This is a genomic window from Microbacterium sp. A84, from assembly GCF_051842815.1.
Taxonomy (GTDB): domain Bacteria; phylum Actinomycetota; class Actinomycetes; order Actinomycetales; family Microbacteriaceae; genus Microbacterium.
In genome coordinates this window covers 86,352-108,849 of the sequence record NZ_JBPXMS010000002.1, presented here as the reverse complement: position 1 = coordinate 108,849, position 22,498 = coordinate 86,352, and the positions used below count along the sequence as shown (strand labels likewise).

The following is a 22,498-nucleotide window of genomic DNA, read 5'->3' as shown; positions in this document are numbered from 1 at the left end:
GTGGTTTCTTCCGATTAACTCGAGAAATTCAGATGCAGCCAGGTCCCTGGCCTAGGAGAGAAGCGCCCATGCGATCACGTCAGAAGTACTCCGATCAGAGATCCAGGCCTTCCTGGGTCAGGAAGATGGGTTCCCTGCTCGCCACGGGTGCCTTGATCGCCTCAGGGCTGACATTCGCCACGATGACGTTGACCGCCGCACCAGCAGACGCCGCTGAGCTCCCACTGCCCGCGGTGTGCACAGCGGAGGAGACCCGGGCGACCGAGCGTTACTGGTTCTTCGGTCAGAACGGCGTCATTGACTTCGGTGTCACCGGCAACTCCGCCCAGGCGTCCCGTGGGTCGCAGACGACTCTCGAAGGTTCAACGGTTGTTACCGATACCTCCGGAACCCTGCAGTTCTGGAGTAACGGCCAGAACGTGTTCGACCGCAACAGCAACCCGATGCCGAACGGCACAGGCCTGCTCGGCAACAGTTCGGCAACGCAGGCGGTCGCGGCCTTCCCCGCACTCGGCCAGCCCGGAAAGTACTTCATCGTCACGACCAGCACCGATGTCGGTATTGCACCCAACGGGAACCTGACTTACTCGATGGTGGACATGGCCCTCAACGGTGGGTTGGGCGACGTCACAGACGTGAAGAATGTCTCGCTGGGCGCCCCAAGCACAGCGTCGGAGGCGGTTACGGCTGTTCCGAATGCGGACGGCACCGGCTTTTGGGTTCTGACGCACACGAACAATTCGCCGAACATCCTGGCGTATGCGTTCGACGCGAACGGGCCAGCGACGGGCACACCAGTGACGAATGTTATGCCGTCTACAAACTTCAACGGCTATGGATCGTTGGCGTTCAGCGCAGATTACTCGCAGGTAGTCGCACTGTCCTCGGGCTTCGCCCCGGGAGCGAATGGTACCCAACCAGCCGTGGTCCGGCTGCTGCAGTTCAATGCAGAGACCGGTCAGCTGTCCGAGCGATTCGAATGGAACCTGCCGATGGGGGTCGGATCCGGCGGCATGGGTTACAACGCGGAGTTCTCGCCTGATGGCCGTTACGTCTACGCGACGAAGATCTTCGGCGGTGCGCAGCTCTATCGCTACGACCTTGAAGGCGCAACAACCGGTGCCGAGGTGAAGGCGACCGAGGAGAACATCGGCACAATCGGAGTCAATGGTGGTCAGATTCGCCGTGCCCCTGATGGACGAATGTACGTTGCGAACCGTGCCGTCAACGCACTCGGCGTCGTGAACAATCCGAACGATGCTGATCCGGGCTTCGTCGCAAGCGGTTTCCCGCTGCCAGCGGGAGTGACCAGCCAGTTCGGTCTTCCGCAGATGGTGACAGGATGTCAGCTGACCGTTCCTGCCCTCGAGATCGAGAAGGTCTCGAACATGACCGAGGGCTCGCGTCCCGGTGACGTTGTCGAGTACACGGTGACCGCGATGAACACGGGCACGGGCGATTACACGGACGAGGTTCCGGCAGTGGTCTTCGATGACCTTGCCGGGGTGTTGGATGACGCGGAGTACAACGGTGACGCCGTGGCGATGGCATCCGATGATTCGGCTGTGCCCGTTCCTGCGTTCCTGGCCCCGTCGTTCGTGTCGTGGTCGGGTCCGCTCGCTGCTGGCGAGTCGGTCACGATCACGTATACGGTGACGCTTGCCGGTGGTGGTGACGGCGTTGTGCGCAACGTTGCATGGCAGCCGTTGACCCCACCAACGCCCGGTGAGCCGCCGACAGAGATCCCGACGTGTGACCCCGCAACCGCAGAAGGCACCGACCCGGTGACGGGCGAGCCCTGCGCGACGGCTGAGGGTCTTCTGCCGAAGCTGACGGTCGACAAGACGTCTGATGTGACGGACCTTCCTGCCGATGGTGGAGAGGTGACGTACACGGTGACGATCACGAACGAGGGTCCTGGTGTGTACACCGAGGATGCTCCCGCGGCGGCGTCCGATGACCTGTCTGAGGTGCTGGACGACGCCGTGTTCGGTGAGATCATCGCACCTGCGGATGGTGCGGTCTTCGATGAGAACGCACAGGAGCTCACCTGGTCTGGTCCGTTGGGTGTCGGGGAGTCGGCGACGATCACCTACACGGTCACCTATGACTCGACCACCGGGGACAACGTCCTCTACAACGTCGCTTGCGTTCCCGCAGACGACGCAGCCACCCTCGGTGCGGACTGTGCTGACGTGCAGATCCCGGCGGCTGCACCGCAGCAGAGTAAATCTGTGGTTCCGGCTTCGGGCACCACGGTCATGGCCGGTCAGGATGTCACGTACACACTGACATTCGGGAACACGGGCCGGGCGGACGCGACGGTAGACACATTCGATGATCTGTCGAACGTGTTGGATGACGCGACGCTGGTCAGCGGCCCGACGGTGTCGGACTCAGCACTTGTGGCAGTACTCGAGGGTGACCAGCTGCTGGTGACCGGTTCGGTGCCTGCGGGAGAGACCTACACGGTCACGTACACGGTGAACGTCAACGCGTTCGCTGAACAGGGTGACCACGTGCTGGGCAACGTGCTGGGTGGTGACCTGTGTGCGCCGAACGACCAGACCTGCCGCACCGAGAATCCGGTCAGGCACCTGTCGTTGACCAAGACTGCAGACCTGACCGAAGGTGTGAAAACGGGCGACGTCGTCACCTACACGGTGGCCGTTATGAATGACGGGACAGGCGACTACACCGCGGATGCTCCGGCGACCGTGGTCGACGACCTGTCTGGAGTCATCGATGATGCGACGTTCGACGAGTCGACGGCGTCAACGACATCCGGTGCGCTCACGTACGAGGAGCCGACCCTGACCTGGAGCGGTGCGCTTGCCGCGGGCGAATCTGCCTCCATCACCTATTCGGTGACGGTGACCAACCAGGGGGATCACAACCTGGTGAACACGGCGACGCCGGTGTGCGTGGATCTCGAGATCTGCGACCCGGCCGTGACCGTGGGCGTGCCGTTACCGCATGTCGTGCCGTCGAAGACATCTGACCCGGCTGACGGTTCGGATGTGAAGTCCGGCGACGTGGTGACGTACACCCTGTCGTGGGCGAACGATGGTCAGGCAGCGGGTCCGGTGGACTCGACGGACGACCTGTCGAACGTGCTCGACGACGCGGATATCACTGCAGAGCCGGTTTCATCGGCACCAGAAAAGGTGACTGCCACTCGAACGGACACGCAGCTTCGCGTGGTCGGCGACATCGAGCCCGGTGAGACGGTGAGCGTGACCTACCAGGTGACGGTCAAGCCGAACGGCGAGCACGGTGACAACAACTTGGTCAACGTGTTGACGCAGGATGCTCCCGAGCTGTGCGAGGACGGCGAGCTGTGTGCGCCGCCGACCACTGATCACCCGGTGGGCGACCTGGATGACTGGAAGACGGTGGATCCGGCATCCGGAACCACGGTTCAGCCGGGCACGGTGTTGACCTACACGCTCCACTTCGAGAACACGGGGGAGGCGCCGGTTGATGTCGCTCGCGATGACGACATGAATGCGGTGTTGGATGACGCAGACCTCACGGGTGCGCCGACCTCATCGGATGCTGCGTTGTCAGTATCCGAGGTGGCTGACGGTCGCTTCGCGGTGACAGGTTCGCTCGAATCGGGTCAGGAAGTCACGGTCACCTACGCGGTGACGGTGAAGGCGGACGGTCAGCGTGGCGACGACCGGTTGAGCAACTTCATGCTCGACTCCGGCGAGACGCCGCCCACCGAAGGCGCGTGCGTTCCGGCCGTTGGGGATAAGCCGGATTGCACGTACAACTACGTGTCAAACGTCGTTGTCGTGAAGTCCAGTGATCCTGAGTCGGGAACGAATGTGAAGGCCGGTCAGTCCGTCACCTACACACTGTCGTTCACCAACGTTGGCTCGGATTCGGCGGCTGCCGACGTGCCGGTCGATTACATCGACTACATGAGCGACGTGCTGGATGACGCGAACCTCACGGACGGGCCGACGTCTTCGGATGCCGCGCTTTCCGCCGAGGTCGTCGATGACACGATCCACGTGACGGGGGCACTGGGATCGGGGCAGACCGTTCAGATCAACTACACGGTGCAGGTCAAGACGTATGACCAGCAGGGCAACCATGCCCTCGGTAACGTCGTGGCCCGCAACGGCGACACCCCGACGTGTGTGCCGGACAGCCCGTTGTGCACCCTGCACGACGTGACCCCGCCCACGCCCGTGACTCCACCCACACCGGTGGATCCGCCCACGCCGGTGGATCCGCCCGCTCCGGTGGATCCGCCCGCTCCGGTGGATCCGCCCACGCCGGTGGATCCGCCCACGCCGGTGGATCCGCCTGCACCGGTGACTCCGCCTGCACCGGTGACTCCGCCGACGCCGGTGGGGACCGGCTTGGCGATCACCGGTGCAGATGTGGCACCCGCGGCGCTGTTGGCGGCGTTGCTCGTGAGTGTCGGCGGCTTGACGCTGCTGATCGCTAGGCGCCGGAACCGTCAGAGGATCTGACACCTTGCCCCCATTGCGGCCCGTCGACCTGCTCCCTCCCCCTCAGCAGTCGGCGGGCCGCCGTGGTGTGGGGGCAGTTTCGGTCGGCAAAGTGCCCGTTTTCCCAGCCACTCCCAGGTACGCTGGCAACCCGCCGATCCCTGAGCCTGTCTAAGGGCGCGACGCCCCGAAGGAGCACCCATTGAGTGAAATCCACGTCGGCCCACCGCCGCCGCGCAGCTATGCACGTCTGTGGGTCTCGACAGTCCTGCTCGCGTTCTACGCCGCGTTCGTTCTGCTGGTCACAATGTGGCCGAACCCGAAGCAGCTGGAGTTCGGGAGCATCTCCTCGCGTCTGCTGCAGGTGCTGCACAACTTCGGAGTGCCGGAGTCGTTCGGATACGACAAGCTCGAGTTCACGGCGAACATTGGCATGTTCGTGCCCCTCGGTTTCTTGTTGGGGCTCGCGTTGGCGCGCAAGGCGTGGTGGGTGGCGATCTTCTTGCTTCCCGCGTTCTCTGGCGCGATCGAGTTCACGCAGGGGCTTGCCCTGGATGAGCGTGTCTCGACGTTCTACGACGTGTTGTCGAACACGATCGGTGGCTACCTTGGTCTGCTGCTCGCGATGATCATGCGGGCCATGATCTATGCCCGTGACCGCACCAAGATCGAGCGTGAGTTGTGGGAGCGCCGAGCGGCTGCTGCGCAGCTTCAGCGTGCCCGTGCCGAGCAGTATCAGCAGTCTTATGCGCCGGCCGAGCCCGACCCGGTGACCCGGGTGCTGGATGCTGATTTCTGGGCATCCGATGAGGCGCCGACCCTGCGACTGAACCTCTGACGACCTTCGATGCCCAATGACCGGTGCAGAATCGCCGGTTGTCCCGGAAGTTCGATAAGATTCGCGTAAGCGTCAACGCTGACGCCCTTGCATCCGTCCATAAACGGTGCTCATTGACCGAAAGAGCCGACATGACTCGACGCCTTCACAACAGCAGTCCGCACAGCACGCTTCGCGCGCGCCTTGCGTCGCTTGTGGGCGTCTTCGCTATAGCGTTCAGCAGCTTGATCGTGGCCGCGCCCGCACAGGCATCCGTCGTGGTCGACAGTGTTGCGCAGCTCACGACGCAGTGCTCTTCGGATGCTTTCCAGGTCAATGGCGGCGGAGTGATCACCCTGGGCGCAGATGAGTCGGTGACTGCTTATCTTCGCGTTGATGGTAAAGCTCCCGCGAACGTCGAAACGATCACGGCCGATGAAAACGGCTTGCTCGTGAACCGCGCCGGGACAACTGCGGTCATCGAAGACGCGGAGACGCATCTCGTCGAGTGGGTCGTCAATGATGTCGTGCACTCCAACGGCCAGTTCTCGTACGCCGACAACTGCGCCGATGCGCCAGCGTCTGTTGCGGGCGCGGTGACGTTCAGCGACGCGGTGTGCCCCGCCGAAGGGGATGCCACGGCCACGGCGACCGTGCGGTTCAGCGCTGACGCGCCGAGCGACGCGACCGCCGAGCTGACCGTGATCAACGGCGACACCCAAGGAACGTACTCCGCTGACATCGATGAGAACCGCCAAGCGGTAATCGAGTTCACGATCCCGCGTGAAGGAAAGACGGTTGTGACCGTCGTCGAACGTCACACCCCAGAACTGACGATTCCCGTCGGGGAGAAGGCCTACGAGTTTGCGGTCGACTGCGCGGAAGTAACTCCGACTCCCACGCCGACTCCGACAGAGACGCCCACGCCGACGCCGACTCCGACCGTGGAGCCGACGCCTACGCCGACTCCGACCGCGGAGCCGACCGAGGCGCCGGTCCCGGCGGAGCCGTCCGCACCGCCCGCTCCTGCGCCGAGCCCTGCTCCCGCGCCGGTTGTGGAACCGCCTGCGCCCGCACCGGTTGTGCCTGCAGCTAGCCTCTCGAGCACGTCGGTTCCTGCCGGTGGCAGCGTGACGGTCAACGCGAGCGGGTTCGCGTCGAACGAGTCGCTGGAGATCTGGCTGCACTCGGATCCGTGGAAGCTGACGAACGCCACCGCAGATGCAACCGGAGCACTTTTGCTGCCGGTCGGCATCGCCGGCGGCACGCAGATCGGTGAACACCAGATCGAGGTGCGTGGCGCAACCAGCGGGTCCGTGTTCGTCGACATCACAGTGACTGACGACCTGGCCATCACCGGTATCGACTCTGCGTTTGCATCTGGCGTTGCGACCAGTGGTCTCGTGCTGGTACTTGGCGGTCTCGCGGTCGTGTTGCTGGCTCGCCGGGCTCGCATCCAGTCAGCGGCGTAAGACGCCGACCCACGGGCCTGCGGTGTGGCTGGCTGTAGCCGGTCGTTCACGAGAAATTCGATCGCCCGACAGTGGGCGGCCTGCGGTTCGACGCGTTGCTTGGCGACGCTTGGCGCATGCGCGTTGAATGGCTCGGGCGAAGCGGAGAGAACGACACACCTTGCACGGGGCTGGCGTGAAGCTCTCGGTGATCGGGTGCGGCTATCTGGGCGCCGTGCATGCCGTCGCTATGGCTTCAATCGGCCACGAAGTGGTCGGTATCGATGTTGACGAGCGGAAGGTGCAGTCGCTCTCGCAAGGAATCGCACCGTTCTTCGAACCGCGTTTGCAGGAGTTGCTCACAGCCGGACTTGCGTCGGGACTGCTCCGCTTCTCCTCGGACATTGCGGAAGCACGGGGGAGCGCTGTCCACTTCGTGTGCGTGGGAACGCCGCAGCAGGCAGACGGTGATCGAGCAGACCTGACGTTCGTGCACGCCGCATTTGACGCGCTGTTGCCGTACCTATCGAGCGGCGACGTCGTAGCGGGCAAGTCCACCGTCCCGGTCGGAACCGCGAGTCAACTGGCCCCGCAGGTCGAACAGGCCGGCGCCGTGCTCGCATGGAATCCAGAGTTTCTGCGTGAAGGATGGGCGGTCCAAGACGCGGTGGATCCCGATCGGCTGGTTGTCGGGGTTCCCGACAACGCCGCAGGTATGCACGCGGCGGCGCGGCTTCGTGCGGCTTACTATCCATCCGTCGAGAAGGGGACACCGTTCATCGTCACGGATTACGCCACCGCGGAGCTCGTGAAGGTATCGGCGAACGCGTTCCTCGCGACGAAGATCTCATTCATTAACGCGATGGCAGAGATCGCTGAGGTGACTGGCGCAGACGTCACGACCCTCGCCGACGCGATCGGCCACGACGTGAGAATCGGGCGCCGCTTTCTCGGAGCCGGCATCGGGTTCGGCGGCGGCTGTCTCCCGAAAGATATCCGGGCTTTCGCTGCAAGGGCTGAGGAGCTGGGCAGAGGAGAGTCGGTTGCGTTCTTGCGTGAGGTGGATGCCATTAATCTCCGTCGCCGGGCACGCGCCGTCGATCTGGTCGTAGATGCACTCGATGGCGCAGTCCTCGGCAAGCGGGTGGCGGTCTTGGGGGCCGCATTCAAGCCGTACTCGGATGATGTTCGGGACTCGCCTGCGCTTGAGGTCGCAGTGCGGTTGAAGGGACTCGGAGCCGACGTGGTTGTCACGGATCCGGCAGCAATCGATAACGCACGGCGGATGCACCCCCAACTCGCGTACGAAGCTGATCGTGACGCAACATTGGCCGGGGCGGATGCTGTTGTTCTAGTCACCGAGTGGGATGAGTACCGTCGGGAGCTCGATCCCGTACATGCTGGCACCCTGGTGTCGAACCGCAAGATCATCGACGGACGCAACTGCTTGGATCCTGCCGTTTGGCGAAGCGCAGGCTGGACGTACCGAGGGATGGGGCAGGCATGATCGCCGGGACATCGGGACGGGACAGGTACACCCGGTGCGGGACGGAGGGACCCACACCGGGTGTGTCCTTAGCCCCGAAGTAGTACGAGCTTCTGCTGCAACATTTCCGCGACGGCGTACCGCACTCCCTCGCGCCCTTGGCCAGAGTTCTTCACTCCGCCGTACGGCATCTGGTCGGAGCGGAAGTGCGGTGGGATGTTGATGAGCGCGGCACCCGACTCGACCTGCTTCGCGAACGCCAAGCCTGCGCGCATCGAGTCAGTGTAGATCGAGGCGTTGAGCCCGTAGTCGACACTGTTGACCTGATCGATGGCCTCTTCGATCGAGTCGACGGGTACGACAACGACGACGGGTCCGAACGCCTCTTCGTGGAGCAGTTTTGCGTTACCGGCTTCCATAAGCAGAGCCGTCGGAGCGAACACCTTGGTCGACGAGGCGGTACCCCCGGTGAGGATCCGTGCGCCATCGGCTGCGGCTTCCTGAACCCACTGCTGAATACGGGTGACGTTTTCGTCGGACACCAGTGGTCCCACAAGAGTCGCAGCGTCTGTAGGGTCACCACTTTTGACAGCTGCGACTTCGATCGCGAGCGCCGCAGAGAAATCATCCACCACATCGCGGTGAACGAAGACTCGCTGGAGTGAGATGCACGCTTGACCACTGTTCAACATCGAGGCCTGGGCAGCCGATGCAGCAGCCGCCTGCAGGTCGGCGTCTCGGTCCACGACGAGGGCGGTGTTGCTCCCGAGCTCGAGCACGTGGTGCTTGCGCGGCGACGCAGCCTTCAGCTTCCAGCCGACGGCCGATGAACCGGTGAAGTTGATCGTCGCAATGCCGGGGTGCTCCAGCCAGACCGGAACGACCTCTTCCGCTGGGCCAGTGACCAGATTCAAGTATCCCGCGGGGAGCCCAGCCTCAATGAGGAGGCGGGTGAAGAGCCCGGCAACCAGGCGACCCTTGTCGCTCGGCTTGAGTACCACAGGACAGCCTGCAGCCAGCGCGGGGCCGACCTTGTGAGCGACCAGGTTGATCGGGAAGTTGAATGGTGTGATCGCGGCCACCGCTCCGAGAGGAACCGGAAGAGTGAAGGAGATAATCCCGGCAGCGGATTGGGTGCCTTCGAGGTTCATCGCCTCGGCCGGCAGTCGCATCGCTTCCTGGCTGCTGAGCGACAGCACGCTGATGGCGCGGTCCACCTCGCCCCTAGCCGACGAGATCGGCTTACCCATCTCCGCGGTGATCAGCTGGGCGGCCTCTTCGCGTCGCTCCTCCAGGAGCTTTGCGGCGTTAGCCAGCACCGTGACGCGAGCATCGACGGGGAAGCCCCGACGCAAAGCTGCAACCGCCGCATTGGCTGCCTGCGTCGCGTGCGCCGCCGTCGCGAGGTCGACCTGGCCGATCGATTCACCACTCCACCGGTGGACGATGGGCTCCGAGGATTCGGCTTCAATCCACTGGCCGTCGATGTATAGATGTTGTGCCGCGGTGTTCATGCGAGATCCTTCACTGCGTTGGTCATTGCCGACGTGAACTGAGCGGTGGATGCGGTTCCACCGAGGTCGCGTGTCGTCACTCCCGACGACACGGTATCGGTGATGGCACGCAGGATCCGCTCGCCCGCCGCGGAGAAGCCGAGATGATCGAGCATCATGGCGCCCGCCCAGATCGCGCCGATCGGGTTGGCAACACCCTTGCCCGCGATATCCGGTGCCGAACCGTGGACCGGCTCGAAGAGAGACGGGTGAATCCGCTCGGGGTTGAGGTTTGCGGACGGTGCAATACCGATGGAACCAGTGACCGCCGCGGCAAGGTCGGAAAGGATGTCCCCGAAAAGGTTCGAGGCCACGAGTACGTCAATGCCAGCTGGGTCGAGCACCATACGTGCAGCCAACGCATCGATCAACACGGAGTCGATCGAAACGTCGGGATAGTTGGCAGTGACGGTATCTGTCACAACCTCGTCCCAGAACGGCATTGTGTGGATGATGCCGTTGGACTTCGTGGCGGAGACGAGCACCTTGCTCCTGGCCTGCGCCAATTCTGCGGCGAACTGAGTGATCCGCTTCACGCCCTGACGGGTGAACACCGATTCCTGCACGGCGAGCTCGCGGTCAGTCCCCCTAAACAGGCGGCCGCCAATTTCGGAGTATTCGCCTTCATTGTTCTCGCGGACGATCAACATGTCGACCTGCTCGCCGTCACGCAGACGGTTGCGGACGCCCTCGAAAGAGCGGACCGGACGCAGATTCACGTACTGTTCGAACGCACGCCGGATGGGGATAAGTAGCCCCCACAGCGTGACAGTGTCGTCAATGTCTTCAGCGCCGACAGCGCCGAGGAAGATCGCGTCGTGGTTGCCGAGTGTCTCGAGACCGTCCTCCGGCATCATCGAGCCGGTTTGCCGGTAACGGTCTGATCCCCAGTCGAGGTCGTTCCATTCGAGCTGGACACCTTCGGGGGCGAGTGCCGCGTCAATCACAGTGATCGCGGCGGGGATGACCTCTTTTCCAATTCCGTCCCCGGCGATGACAGCGATCTTAGACTTCTTCTGAATGCTCAACTGGGCTCCTTCACCCTGAAATTGGGACGACGGTGACGTCGATTCCCGCATCGACGAGCATGCGATGCTGCTCGTCGCTAATAGATTCGTCGACGACGGCCTCATCGACGACATCGAGTCCGGTTGCGCGCACCATTGCCGGTAGGCCGAACTTGCTGGCATCGGACACGAGGACCACATGGGAGGACGCATCGAGCAGTGCCCGCTTGGTCTCCGCGTCATACTCGTTTCCGCAGTAGATGCCCCGTTCGTCGAGCCCGCTGGCGGCGAGGAAGAGCGTGCCGATTCGCAGGTTTCGGATCATCTGCACCGTTTGCGGTCCCGAGAAAGACTTGGAGCGCACGTGCAGAGCGCCCCCTGTGCCGATCACAGTTACGTTCTCTCGTTCGCTGAGCTCATTGATTACGATCAGCGAGTGCGATACGACGGACACCGGTCGCTTTGGCTGAAAAAGCTCTGCCACGGCGGCGCATGTCGTGCCCGCATCGAACGCGACAACTTCGGAATCCAACGCACGAGTGACCGCCTCACGGGCGATCGCTCGCTTGGCTGCCGATGATGCGCGTGCGCGCATCGAGTAGTCGCGTCCGCTCCCGACCGGACTCGCGGGTAGCGCCGCGACGCCACCGTGGACGTTCCGCAACATTCCGGCCTCGACCAGCCGATTTGCGTCGCGGCGGATCGTCATCTCGGAAACTCCGAACACATCCGAGAGCTCTGTGGTGGTGAGGAATCCCGCGTCGAGGACCATTTCCAGCATCCCTTGACGCCGCGCCGTTGCTCCGGTGCGTGGTGCTGCCTCGTGTTCTGACATGCGTCAACTCCTTCGGTGCTCAGCGACCAGACGCCCCAGGTTGCGAAGTCGTTCTACCGAGACCGTAGCCAACTCTTCGTCTGCACGGCCACTGGCAATTGCATCTGCCCAGATTGCCCGGCCAGCGAGGAAGCCGTCGGCGCCACCTCGGACGGCACCTTCAACGGCGGCCGAGAACTCGTCGGAACGTACCCCGTTGGACAGGACTACCCAAGGGACATCGATGAGAGCGGTGAGTTTGGCGCTCTCGGACTCGACCTGGGAGAGGTCGCCGGCGGTGTAGCCAGGCACCTGTGCCTTGTAAATGGACGGGCCGAGATCGCACAGGGCCTTCCCCGCGGCGAGGATCGCTTCGTGACGGTGTGCCTCATCGCGCCATTCGCCATCGCGAGGCGGGCGAACGATCGCCTCCAGCAGGCTGGAGACGTTGCTGTTGCGGGCAAGGTCGATGAACTCGGTCGAGAGGCGAATGGCCGCATCGTTCGAGCCGTCTGCCTCCCACAGGACAAGAAGCTTGATAGCGGAAGCACCCGTCGATGCGATCACGTCGGGTGTGATCGAAGGGTCAAGGGCGGTCGCTTCGAGCTCTCCACCGACAGGTTGGATCAGCACGTCGGCGGACAGGATGAGGCGCCCCGGAGCGACAGTATTCAGCCGCGCGATTGCGTCATCACCGAAGCCGCGATCAATGAGGATTGCGCTCGCGTTCTGCGCCAGGGCGTTGACGGCAGTGACCTTGAAGGCGCTCAGGTCGGCGTCAGAGATCGTGTCCGCAGCGCCCGGCGCGCTCGCCAGCATATTTCGCAGTGACTCGCGCTGGTCGATGGCGAGCATCACGAAGCCACCTTTGTCTGTGGTCAGCGGCGACATTGCCTGAGTAAGAGTCATTGGTTCTCCTTGTTGAGAGTGGCAGTAGCGAGTTCCTGATGAGATCGGATCTCGGATCGGGTGGGGATGGCACTTTGTCCATCAATGGCGCGGCACGAAAGCGCCGCACAGGTATTTGCGAAACGGAGCGCGTCGGACGGAACCTGCCCGTCGAGCAGAGCAGCAAGCAAAGCACCGTGGAAGACATCGCCAGCACCGAGCGTGCTGACGATATTCGCCTTTGTCGCGGGTGCGTGGACGGGCTCGGTCTCCGGGGCAAACCACCACGAACCGGCCGAGCCGTCCGTCGCGACGACGAGCTCAGCTCCTTCGCGCAACGCTGCCAACGCGGATTCCTTGGGTGTCGCGCCGTAGCGCGAAGTCAGCGCCGCGACCGTCGGCGTGTATAGCCAGGTGCGAGACAGATCAAGCGTCGGGATCGGATTTCCGGCATCGATACTCAGTCGGGGGCGCCGCGTTGAGTCGTCTGATAGTAGAGGGTCGATCAACCCGAAGCCGACCTGATCCACGTGAATGACGGGTGCCGCATCCAGCGGAAACTGATCCGGGAGTCCGTTCGGCTGTTGGGTGATGATCGTGCGGTGGCCGCTGACCTGGTTGGCGAGGATGATCGACTGCGAGGTTGTCATCGCCTCGTGGCGCGTCACGTAGCGGATATCGACCCCCGCAGTCTGGAGCGCATCGAGAACGAAGTCACCGGCCGAATCTCGCCCCACGGCGGCGCTGACGGCCACGCGGTATCCGAGCTTCGCCAACGTGACGGCTGCGGTCGCGGCGGGGCCACCCGTGGCGCTGACCATCGCTTCGGCGAACATGCGCTCGTCATCGACGGGAACATGATCGACGGTCGCGATCAGATCGAAGTTGATCGCCCCTACACATAGGACGTCGAAGTCTGCCACGGTGCCTCCTTCAGGATCAGGACGGGATCATTCGAACACATTTCACCCGGAGAATGCAACTATACGAACATTCCAGGAGATAAATGTTTGCATTCGAACATTCAGTGTGTAAGCTCTCGCACATGGCCCTTCCCGTTGGGGTCACTCAAGCACACGCAAAGGAGCGCGCAATGCACCTGAGTCGGAAACTTTCCGCATCACTTCTCGCCGGTTCGCTAGTAGCAACATTGGCTCTTACTGGTTGCTCTGCCGCCAGTGAAGAGATTGATCCTGACCAGCCCGTCACTCTGTCGTTCTTGAACTGGCAGTGGGGCGAAGGTACCCGTGGTGAGAACCTGTGGGCCGCCGTCGAGGGGTATTCCGATAAGCACGAAAATGTCACGCTTGAACAGCGTCAGACTCCGTATGGCCAGTACATGGACAAGCTCGCCACCGAGTTCGGTGCCGGAAATGCTCCGGATGTAGTGATCGTGCTCGAGAGTCAGTTCGCCGTCCTGGCGGATGCTGGGCTCCTCGAGCCACTCGATGACATCGAGTCGAATCTGACCGGTCTGAACAACACCAACGATGCCGGCGTCTACTACGACGATCGCTATGGCTTCAGCTGGGAGCGTCCCAACTACGCACTGTCCTGGAACACCACCCTGCTGGAAGAGGCGGGTGTCGAGCCCCCGACGAACTTCGATGAGTTTTACGAAGCAGTCGTCGCGGTGACCGAGAAGACCGGCAAGTACGGATTCGCGGGTCGCCACCAGAGTGCAGACATCGACGGATGGACCTTTGAGTTTTCTAACTGGCTCTACGGTGCCGGTGGGGCAATCGCCAAGGATGGCGAGTTCCAGGCGGACGCCCCGGAGAACATCCTCGCGGTCGAACGGTTCAAGAAGATCTACGACTCGGGTGCGATGCCCATCGGGGACGACGCCTCTACCTTCCGCTCGAAGTTCGGTGAAGGGCAGGTTGCGTTCATCATGGACAACGCCGGAACCCTGACGTCGCAGACGCAGAGCGGTGCAGCCATCTCTGGCGAGCTCGTTGACGCTTCCGCGTTGCCATTCGAGTTCCCCGGCTCGCACATGCAGCTGATCATCGCGGTGAACGCGAAGAGCCCGAATAAGGCAGTGGCAAAGGACTTCGTCCAGTGGGTGATGTCCGCCGAGGGCCAGGAAGCGATCCGACCCGATCACGCCGCCAGCACCATCGGAACGGACGTTGCCAGCCCAGAGGAATTCCTCTCGGTCAACCCGTGGGCGGATGCTTTCATCGAAGCAGCCAAAACATCGGAGCCGTCTGTGGTCGAAGGCTACGAAGTGGACAGCCGCGCGATCTGGCGCGTGTTCCTGAGTGGTGTCGAACGGGTCCTGATCGAGGATGCCGACCCTGCCGCTACCCTCGCCGAGGTCCAAGACGACCTAGTCAAGGAATTCTCGAAGTAATCCGATGCTTGGGGGAGAGCGCTCAAACGCTCTCCCCCAAACTCTCCCGTGAACGCGGTCAGAAGGAAGTGGCACGATGACGATGACCGAGACGGTCCCCGCGACCACCGTCGCGATGCCGGCCGCTGTTGAACAGGGCGGTCGCAAACGAACGAAGCTATTGCGAAAGCTCTTCCCCTATCTATTGATAGGTCCTGCGCTTCTTTATCTGTGCGTGGTCATGATCTACCCGCTCATTCAGGGCATCCTGCTGTCTTTCACCGACACCAAGCTGATCAACCCGACCGGCGGTCGCCCTGTTGAACTCGCCAACTACGAATTCCTCTTCCAGAACGATCGGTTCTGGAACTCGGTGCTCGCGACGCTCATCTACACGGCCGCGACCGTCGTCTTCGCGGTCGGCCTCGGCGTTATCACGGCGCTCCTGTTGAATCGGGCGTTCATCGGCCGGACGCTGGTGCGTGGTCTGCTCACAGTGCCGTGGGCGGTTCCCACGGTGGCCGCTGCATTGATTTTTGCCTGGATGATGAACCGCGAGAATGGCGTACTCAACGACGTCACCGGGGTACTGGGTCTGGGGGAGCATGGCTGGCTCACAGACCCCAAACTCGGAATGATCTCGGTGATCATTGCCACGGTCTGGAAGATCTCTCCGCTCGTGATGCTCATCGTTCTCGCTTCTCTCCAGTCCATCCCCGGCGAGCTGTACGAGGCAGCTTCTCTGGACGGGGCGAACGCCCGTCAACAGCTTGTGAACATCACGCTTCCGTCGATCGCCCCCACAATTCGCATGATGGCGTTGCTGATGACGGTCTGGTCGATCCGGCGATTCGAGATCATCTACCTCCTCACCGGCGGCGGACCACAGGACACCACGACGACGATGGTCGTCAACGTGTTCCTCACCGCTTTCCATGACCAGCAGCTCGGCCGGGCAGCAGCCATCGGCGTCGTCGGACTCGTTCTGTCGCTGATCATCACCTCTGTCTACTTCATCGCCGAGCGTCGGCTAGATCGAAAGGATTCCCTATGATCGGCAAAGAACGACGTGGCTCTCGGGCGCTCCGTCTTGCTTTCGTCGGGATCCTTGTAATCTGCGCAGGGTTCCCGATCTATTGGATGCTCAACACAGGACTGAGCGAGAACTCTGAGCTCTACGGCGAAGGGCAGAGCTGGTTTCCGCATCTGGAGCGCATCGGAAACCTGGGGGACTTCCTTGAAGGGATTCCGATCCTCAAGTGGCTGATGAACTCGTCGATCATCGCATTCGGGATCACCTTGCTCAGCCTCGTCTTTTCGGTGTTCGCCGCGTACGCGCTGAGTCGATTCCGATTCCGTGGCAAAGGTGTGGCGGGTTTCCTTCTCTTCGTGACGCAGATGATGCCGGAAGCGCTGCTGATCGTGCCGCTATACGCACTTTTCACCAGCCTCGGCCTATTGAACAATCTGTTCGGCCTGGTGCTCGCGCACACCGCGTTCGTCATGCCAGTGGCCACGTTCATCCTCAAGGCTGCGATCGATAAGGTTCCCTACGAGATCGAAGAGTCCGCGCGCGTCGATGGCGCGAAGCGCATGGGAGTGATCAGCCTCGTGGTCTTCCCCCTGATCCTGCCGAGTGTCGCCGCGGCAGCCGTAATGTCGTTCTTCGACGGGTGGAACGAGTTTCTGTTCGCGAACACGTTCATCTCGGATCCGTCACTCTGGCCCGCGTCAGTGGGGCTGGCCTCCTTCATCGGGCAGTTCGTCACGCCGATCAATGGAGTGATGCTGTCTGCGCTGGCGTTCTCCATCCCGGCGATCGTCTTCTTCCTCCTTATGCAGCGTCAGATCGTTGCTGGCCTGTCCGCCGGATCTGTGAAGGGCTAAATATGTCGTCGCTCACTCTGGATAACGTTGTTGTCCGATACGGCAATACCACCGTCATCCCGTCGCTGTCGCTGAGTACCGACGACGCCGAGTTTCTCGTTCTGCTCGGCCCATCTGGATGCGGCAAGTCCACGCTGTTGCGCACGATCGCCGGACTCATCACCTCGGCAGAGGGAAGAGTCCTGTTCGACGGTGTTGACATGACCGATGCGGATCCACGCGAGCGCAACGTGGCTTTCGTGTTCCAGTCGTACGCGCTGTACCCGAACCTCACTGTGGGCGAGAACATTGCCTTCCCCCTCATCGTCGGGGATCTCAAGCCGTGGGAGTACATCCCGGGCATTAGCAAGCTGGCGATCCGACGGCGATCTCGGTCGCCAGAGGTGGCGGAGAAGGTTCACGAGGTGAGCGCTCTGCTAGGGCTTGATGATCTGATGCTTCGGCGTCCGGCGGGTCTTTCCGGCGGACAGCGGCAGCGCGTGGCTCTTGCCCGTTCGCTTGTGCGTGACCCTTCGATTTTCCTTCTGGATGAGCCGTTGTCGAACTTGGACGCCAAGCTGCGAACCAAGCTACGCGTCGACATTGCCTCTCTGCAGCGAGAGCTGCAGAAGACGTTCGTCTATGTCACGCATGATCAGGTCGAAGCCATGACTATGGCGACGAAGATCGCGGTGATGGATCGGGGCGTTGTGCAGCAGTTCGGCACGCCCTCCGAGATCTATGACCACCCGACTAATCTCTTTGTCGCCAGTTTCGTCGGAACCCCGACCATTAATCTGCTCACACGCGACGACGAGATCGACGCTCTTGGCATCGCGCTGGACGCATCGGCACGAACGGTAGGTCTGCGGCCCGAGAACCTACGTCTGGGCGATCGGGGCCTTGCAGTGACCGTGGAAGCCGTAGAGGATCTGGGCGCCGACGTCGGGGTTACTCTGACGACGGCATCGGGCACGATACTGCGTGCTCTCAGCCCTCAGCCGTGCTCGATTCGCCCTGGCGATCCGATGCGGGTGGCGACTGATCCCGAGAAGGCGCATCGCTTCGGTGCCGATGGGGTTCGACTCCAGGAGCGGAGTCCAGCTTCGGCGGATCTGTCAGGTCATCAGCCGGAGGTTGTCTGAGGACGGGCAGGGGCTGCTGAAGGTTCGGTTGAGTCCATGACCGCATGATTCCCGGGCCGGGGTTGTGCTGGAAGGATGGCAATCGTGCCGAAGATCTATTTCGATGAGTTCACTCGAGATGCTGCGGCGATGGTTGCGCAGCTCACGACGCAGTGCTCTTCGGATGCTTTCCAGGTCAATGGCGGCGGAGTGATCACCCTGGGCGCAGATGAGTCGGTGACTGCTTATCTTCGCGTTGATGGTGAAGCTCCCGCGAACGTCGAAACGATCACGGCCGATGAAAACGGCTTGCTCGTGAACCGCGCCGGGACAACTGCGGTCATCGAAGACGCTGAGACGCATCTCGTCGAGTGGGTCGTCAATGATGTCGTGCATTCCAACGGCCAGTTCTCGTACGCCGAGAACTGCGCCGATGCGCCAGCGTCTGTTGCGGGTGCGGTGACGTTCAGCGACGCGGTGCGCGCAGCCGAAGGGGATGCCACTGCCACGGCAACAGTGCGGTTCGGTGCTGACGCGCCGAGCGCCACACCCCAGAACTGACGATTCCCGTCGGTGAGAAGACCTACGAGTTTGCGGTCGACTGCGCGGAAGTAACTCCGACCCCCACGCCAACTCCGACTGAGAAGCTGACCCTGGCGCCCACGCCGGTTCCTACGGTGGAGCCGGCGCCCACGCCGACCGTGACGTCGGTCCCGTCTGAGGCTCCAGAGCCGTCTGCGCCTCCTGTTCCTGCAGCACGGCCCCCGAGCCGGCTGAGACTCCTGCGCCCGCACCGGTTCCGCCGACATTGAACTTGTCGAGCACGTCGGTTCCTGCCGGCGACAGCGTGACAGTCAACGCGAGCGGCTTCACACCTGGAGAGCCGCTGGAGATCTGGCTGCACTCGACGCCGTGGAAGCTGACTAACGCCATTGCAGACGCCAACGGAGTGCTTTCGCTGTCGGTGGGGATCGCGGGCGGCACGCAGATCGGTGAGCACCAGATCGAGGTGCGTGGTGCCACCAGTGGTTCCGTTTTCGTCGACATTACAGTGACCGACGATCTGGCCATCACCGGTATCGACTCGGCGTTCGCATCGGGCGTCGCCACTACCGGCCTCGTGCTGGTGCTCGGCGGTCTCACGGTCGTGCTGCTAGCCCGTCGGGCACAATTCGAGGCGCGGGCGTAAGCAATCCGGTCGTATGTCTCGCGCCTCAAGGCGACGTGAGATGGCCGGCCGGGCGGCGTTCGCCGTACGAGAGATGCACATTTGCGTTCCCGTAGGATCGTAAAGCCGACGAACTCGTCCCGAAAGGACCCTCGTACTTCTATGTCGCCGAAGCTTCGAATCTCACGCAAGACGCTCATCATTGGCATCTCAGCCCTTGTGATCCTTGGAGGGACCGGGGTCGCAGCGGCGGTCATTGCGAACCAGAACTCCGCGGGTGCCAAGCCGGAAGCCTCGCCGTCGTCGACTCCCACTCCTACGCCCACTCCGACACCTGTTCCGACGCCGGCGACCATCGAGCCGGCCGCGATTTCACAGGGCGCGGTGGCGAATTGGTCGTTGGCATCCCGTGCTTCCCTTGCGGGCGTACTGCCGCGTGTCGGGGATGCGGCTGAGGGTGAGATCTCGATCTCGATCGATGCTCCGGTCGTCGCTGAAGCGGCGACCGCGCTGGCGTCGACCATTGCCGTAACCCCGGCCACCGAGTACACGCTGACCGCAATGGTGCGTGTGCCATCAGAAGATCTGGTCGAGGTTCCGGCCGAGGTACGCGTCGGAACCACGACCCTGCCAATGCCCGAGCTCAACGCTGACTGGCAGGAAATCACCACTACGTATACGACTGGTGCTGCGGAGAGCTCTGTTGATCTCAGTGTCGTCGTCACGGAGCCTGTGCGCGGCCTCGCCGTCGACAGCGTCAGTCTCGTCGACGAGGATGGGGCCGACGTCATCCTAAACGGATCGTTCGAGGCTGTCGATGCGCCATTCGGTATCCGAAATGATTCGCTCATCCTCCAGCAGAGGACCGCAACACTAGCTGTCAAGCTGGCGGCAGGCGACGCGATGTGGAGCGCTAAGGCAGCGGACGGCTCCGAAGTGGCGGCCGGCATCGTGTCGATTACCGATCAACTCTCCCCGGTGCGTCTCGAGGGCCTCGGTCAGGGGTACTACCAGGTCACGGTCACCGACGCGACCGGCGGCAACATCACTGCTCCCGTCGGCATCATCGACATGCCGACGTTCTACGTTCCGACGGACACGAGGTTTGGCACGCACGTCCATGCGGCGAAAGAGCTTGCTCGGGATGCCACGCCATCCGCTGCTGCACTCGGTCTCGGTATCATCCGCCTCGGAGATAACTGGCAGGTCACCGAACCGGCACCGGGGGAGTTCCACTGGAATGAACCCTTCGCACAGGCTATGGGCGAGGCCACGGTTAACGGCATGGACAAGATGATCGTGGTGGGCCGCACGAACAAGGCCTACGACGGTGGCATGCCGCCTTCGAGCGGTGGAGCGCTTGAGGCCTACAGTCGCTACTCAGCGGCACTCGTGGAGCACTACGATCTGCAGGCGATCGAGGTTTACAACGAGTGGAACATCCCGTCGTTCAACAAGGGCTGCCGAACGGGTGGTTGTTACGAGCCCGTTCTGCGTGCAGGCTACGAAGGCGCCAAGTCCGTGGACCCGAATATTCCGGTCATCGGCGGAGTGACCGGCAACTTTGATCGAGGCTTCTTCCAGCAGCTCTGGAATGCGGGCGGCATCAACTCGCTGGATGCCATCAGCTTCCATCCCTACCAGACGATGGCATACGCAGAACATCTGGCAGGGCTGGTCGATGAGGCTCGCGCTGATATGAGCGGCCATGGTGCAGAGAAGCCTGTCTGGATCACTGAACTCGGATGGAGCTCAAAAACCGGGGACGTCTCGCTCGAAGAGCAGGGAGAGATGCTCGTTCGGTCTGAGATTACTGCGCTCGCCGACGGCGTTGAGCGCTACTTCTGGTACGACTTGGTCAACGATAAGACCGACCGCGCGGATCACGAAGGCAACTTTGGCCTCTTCACTCAGCGCGTCGACGGTCTCGCTGCGTACCCGCCCAAGCCGTCCGGGTACACGCAGGCCCTGCTAATCGCCAAGCTCGCGGGCGCCACGTACACTGAACCGGACGAAACCCCCGGAGTGTACTCGCACATGTTCAGTGGTGCTGGGTCCGAGGAGCTCCATTTCGCTTGGTCGACCGCGGGCGATGCGACTGCCGAGTACTCGGCGTCCGGGACGATCACCGCGACGAACACGCGCGGTGAGGTCGCCACGTATGAGCCAGTCGACGGGATCGTGTCGGTGCCGGTTTCGAGTACACCTGTAATCATCGCAGGGGAATTCAAAGCGGGAACATCACCAGAGCCGAGCCCATCGGAGACACCTGAGGATGAGGATAAGTAATGCCAAGTTCTTTGTGCGGGTAGGGTGGGGCGACGTGATATCGCATTTCGCCGCTACCCTGTTTGGATGAAGGAGTTTCATCAGTGAACGTTGCCGCGTCAGCCGACAGCCTAGCCATCCGGCATGGCCGATATCTGTCAACATCCCGCTTCGTCCCATTGGATGGTCTGCGCGCAGTTGCGATCATGTTGGTGTTTCTTGCTCATCTGTCGTATTCCGAGGTCTGGGCGAAGGTGTCTGGCGGCGCGGGCGTTACAGTTTTTTTCGTGATCTCCGGCTTCATTATCACGACGTTACTTCTCCGCGAAGACGATCGGAACGGGCGGGTCAGCCTGAAAGCGTTCTACATCCGGCGCGTTTTCCGCATCTACCCGCTCTATCTCACGGTCTTTGCGGCATACTTTCTGATGATCGTCGTCCTTGGAATTGCATCAGCAAGAGAGCAGCTCTTTCTAAACGCGGCGCCGTGGTATTTGTTTGGTTTTCCCGAGATCGTGCAGCTGACGAATGTTGACGGACAGGCGCCGTTCTCCCAAGCGTGGTCGATTGGGATCGAAGAAAAGTTCTACCTCGTTTGGCCGCTCGTCGGATTCGTACTTCTGCGCAAAAGGCTTATGCCATCCCTGCTGTTCCTGTTCGCCTTCGGGGTTATGTTCACCCTCATCGGTTTCGGCTATCCCGTTTCGAAGGTGCTACAGCCGTACGTTCAAATCATCTTCGGCGTACTTTTGGCATTCGCGCTGCACCACAGGGCATCGTTCGTCTGGATCAGCCGGATCTTCGGGCGCGCGTGGGTTGCAAATCTGCTCGCGCTGGCGACAGTAGCGTGTTTGCTCCTGCGTACTATCAGCCTCGGTCACCCGTTCTATGTGCCGTACGGCTTTCTGATCACTGTCACGCTCGCCGCAATCCTGACGGCACCAGAATCAGGAGTATCGCGGCTGTTATCTGTCCGCCCGTTGCTCTTCCTCGGCATGATCAGCTACTCGTTCTATCTCACCCACGGGTTCGTCTTGAACGCACTCGAGGCGGTCCTGCCCACGCGCCTCTTGAATTGGTTGGACCTGCCAGTTGGGTTCCCTCTTGCCGTGCTGGTCGCCTGGGTAAGTTATCGATTGGTTGAGAAGCCGTCCATCAAACGTGGGCACGCACTCGCTGCGAGGGTCGCGGTGCCTGCTGTGCTGCGCGCTGGCAGTTAAACGCGATGTACTGAAGCGCCCTTGAGGAC

18 protein-coding genes are annotated in these 22,498 nt (G+C 62.2%); 12 read left to right on the top strand and 6 right to left on the bottom strand.

Annotation, left to right across the window (positions count from 1 at the left end; genetic code table 11):
• Positions 1-68: 68 nt before the first annotated feature.
• From ACSU04_RS10935 to ACSU04_RS10920, 4 genes are all read left to right on the top strand, one after another.
• Positions 69-4,490, top strand: coding sequence for a hypothetical protein (locus tag ACSU04_RS10935; RefSeq protein WP_439289510.1), 4,422 nt, complete (start codon positions 69-71; stop codon positions 4,488-4,490).
• Between the two features lie 181 nt (positions 4,491-4,671).
• Positions 4,672-5,307, top strand: coding sequence for a VanZ family protein (locus ACSU04_RS10930; RefSeq protein WP_439289509.1), 636 nt, complete (start codon positions 4,672-4,674; stop codon positions 5,305-5,307).
• A gap of 131 nt (positions 5,308-5,438) precedes the next feature.
• Positions 5,439-6,758, top strand: coding sequence for a hypothetical protein (locus tag ACSU04_RS10925; RefSeq protein WP_439289508.1), 1,320 nt, complete (start codon positions 5,439-5,441; stop codon positions 6,756-6,758).
• Between the two features lie 175 nt (positions 6,759-6,933).
• Complete coding sequence (locus ACSU04_RS10920; protein ID WP_439289507.1) at positions 6,934-8,244, top strand: UDP-glucose dehydrogenase family protein; 1,311 nt, start codon at positions 6,934-6,936, stop codon at positions 8,242-8,244.
• Between the two features lie 68 nt (positions 8,245-8,312).
• Here the strand turns inward: ACSU04_RS10920 and ACSU04_RS10915 are convergent, their stop codons facing one another.
• Genes ACSU04_RS10915 through ACSU04_RS10895 form a run of 5 tightly spaced genes read right to left on the bottom strand, consistent with a single transcriptional unit; the run spans position 8,313 to position 13,408 of the window.
• Complete coding sequence (locus ACSU04_RS10915; RefSeq protein ID WP_439289506.1) at positions 8,313-9,737, bottom strand: aldehyde dehydrogenase family protein; 1,425 nt, start codon at positions 9,735-9,737, stop codon at positions 8,313-8,315.
• Entirely contained in the window at positions 9,734-10,804 is a 1,071-nt protein-coding gene (locus tag ACSU04_RS10910) for a tartrate dehydrogenase (RefSeq protein ID WP_439289505.1), read from the bottom strand. The genes ACSU04_RS10915 and ACSU04_RS10910 overlap by 4 nt, the downstream gene beginning before the upstream one ends.
• Positions 10,805-10,814: 10 nt before the next feature.
• Complete coding sequence (locus ACSU04_RS10905; RefSeq protein ID WP_439289504.1) at positions 10,815-11,618, bottom strand: DeoR/GlpR family DNA-binding transcription regulator; 804 nt, start codon at positions 11,616-11,618, stop codon at positions 10,815-10,817.
• A 3-nt stretch (positions 11,619-11,621) separates the two neighbouring features.
• On the bottom strand, positions 11,622-12,506 hold the full coding sequence (locus ACSU04_RS10900) for an aldolase (RefSeq protein WP_439289503.1): 885 nt from the start codon (positions 12,504-12,506) through the stop codon (positions 11,622-11,624).
• Positions 12,503-13,408: a carbohydrate kinase family protein gene (locus ACSU04_RS10895; protein WP_439289502.1), complete on the bottom strand. Its 906-nt coding sequence runs from the start codon at positions 13,406-13,408 to the stop codon at positions 12,503-12,505. The genes ACSU04_RS10900 and ACSU04_RS10895 overlap by 4 nt, the downstream gene beginning before the upstream one ends.
• Positions 13,409-13,578: 170 nt before the next feature.
• On the opposite strand from ACSU04_RS10895, the gene ACSU04_RS10890 reads away from it, so the two are divergent.
• The 5 genes from ACSU04_RS10890 to ACSU04_RS10870 all read left to right on the top strand — a co-directional run bounded on the left by ACSU04_RS10890 (position 13,579) and on the right by ACSU04_RS10870 (position 18,374).
• Positions 13,579-14,844: an ABC transporter substrate-binding protein gene (locus tag ACSU04_RS10890; protein WP_439289501.1), complete on the top strand. Its 1,266-nt coding sequence runs from the start codon at positions 13,579-13,581 to the stop codon at positions 14,842-14,844.
• A gap of 76 nt (positions 14,845-14,920) precedes the next feature.
• Positions 14,921-15,877, top strand: a complete 957-nt coding sequence (locus ACSU04_RS10885; RefSeq protein WP_439289500.1) for a carbohydrate ABC transporter permease — start codon at positions 14,921-14,923, stop codon at positions 15,875-15,877.
• Positions 15,874-16,710 carry a carbohydrate ABC transporter permease gene (locus ACSU04_RS10880; RefSeq protein ID WP_439289499.1) on the top strand — a complete coding sequence of 279 codons (837 nt, stop codon included), beginning with the start codon at positions 15,874-15,876 and terminating at the stop codon, positions 16,708-16,710. The genes ACSU04_RS10885 and ACSU04_RS10880 overlap by 4 nt, the downstream gene beginning before the upstream one ends.
• A 2-nt stretch (positions 16,711-16,712) precedes the next feature.
• The gene (locus ACSU04_RS10875) at positions 16,713-17,834 is read left to right on the top strand and encodes an ABC transporter ATP-binding protein (protein WP_439289498.1); all 1,122 of its coding nucleotides are present in this window, start codon (positions 16,713-16,715) and stop codon (positions 17,832-17,834) included.
• A gap of 84 nt (positions 17,835-17,918) precedes the next feature.
• Complete coding sequence (locus ACSU04_RS10870) at positions 17,919-18,374, top strand: hypothetical protein (RefSeq protein WP_439289497.1); 456 nt, start codon at positions 17,919-17,921, stop codon at positions 18,372-18,374.
• A 111-nt stretch (positions 18,375-18,485) separates the two neighbouring features.
• Here ACSU04_RS10870 and ACSU04_RS10865 read toward each other — a convergent pair whose 3' ends face one another.
• Positions 18,486-18,671: a hypothetical protein gene (locus ACSU04_RS10865; protein WP_439289496.1), complete on the bottom strand. Its 186-nt coding sequence runs from the start codon at positions 18,669-18,671 to the stop codon at positions 18,486-18,488.
• On the opposite strand from ACSU04_RS10865, the gene ACSU04_RS10860 reads away from it, so the two are divergent.
• From ACSU04_RS10860 to ACSU04_RS10850, 3 genes are all read left to right on the top strand, one after another.
• Positions 18,661-19,002 carry a hypothetical protein gene (locus tag ACSU04_RS10860; protein WP_439289495.1) on the top strand — a complete coding sequence of 114 codons (342 nt, stop codon included), beginning with the start codon at positions 18,661-18,663 and terminating at the stop codon, positions 19,000-19,002. The genes ACSU04_RS10865 and ACSU04_RS10860 overlap by 11 nt on opposite strands.
• A 141-nt stretch (positions 19,003-19,143) precedes the next feature.
• Positions 19,144-21,270, top strand: a complete 2,127-nt coding sequence (locus tag ACSU04_RS10855) for a glycosyl hydrolase (RefSeq protein WP_439289494.1) — start codon at positions 19,144-19,146, stop codon at positions 21,268-21,270.
• Between the two features lie 83 nt (positions 21,271-21,353).
• The gene (locus ACSU04_RS10850; RefSeq protein WP_439289493.1) at positions 21,354-22,469 is read left to right on the top strand and encodes an acyltransferase family protein; all 1,116 of its coding nucleotides are present in this window, start codon (positions 21,354-21,356) and stop codon (positions 22,467-22,469) included.
• Positions 22,470-22,498 lie beyond the last annotated feature (29 nt).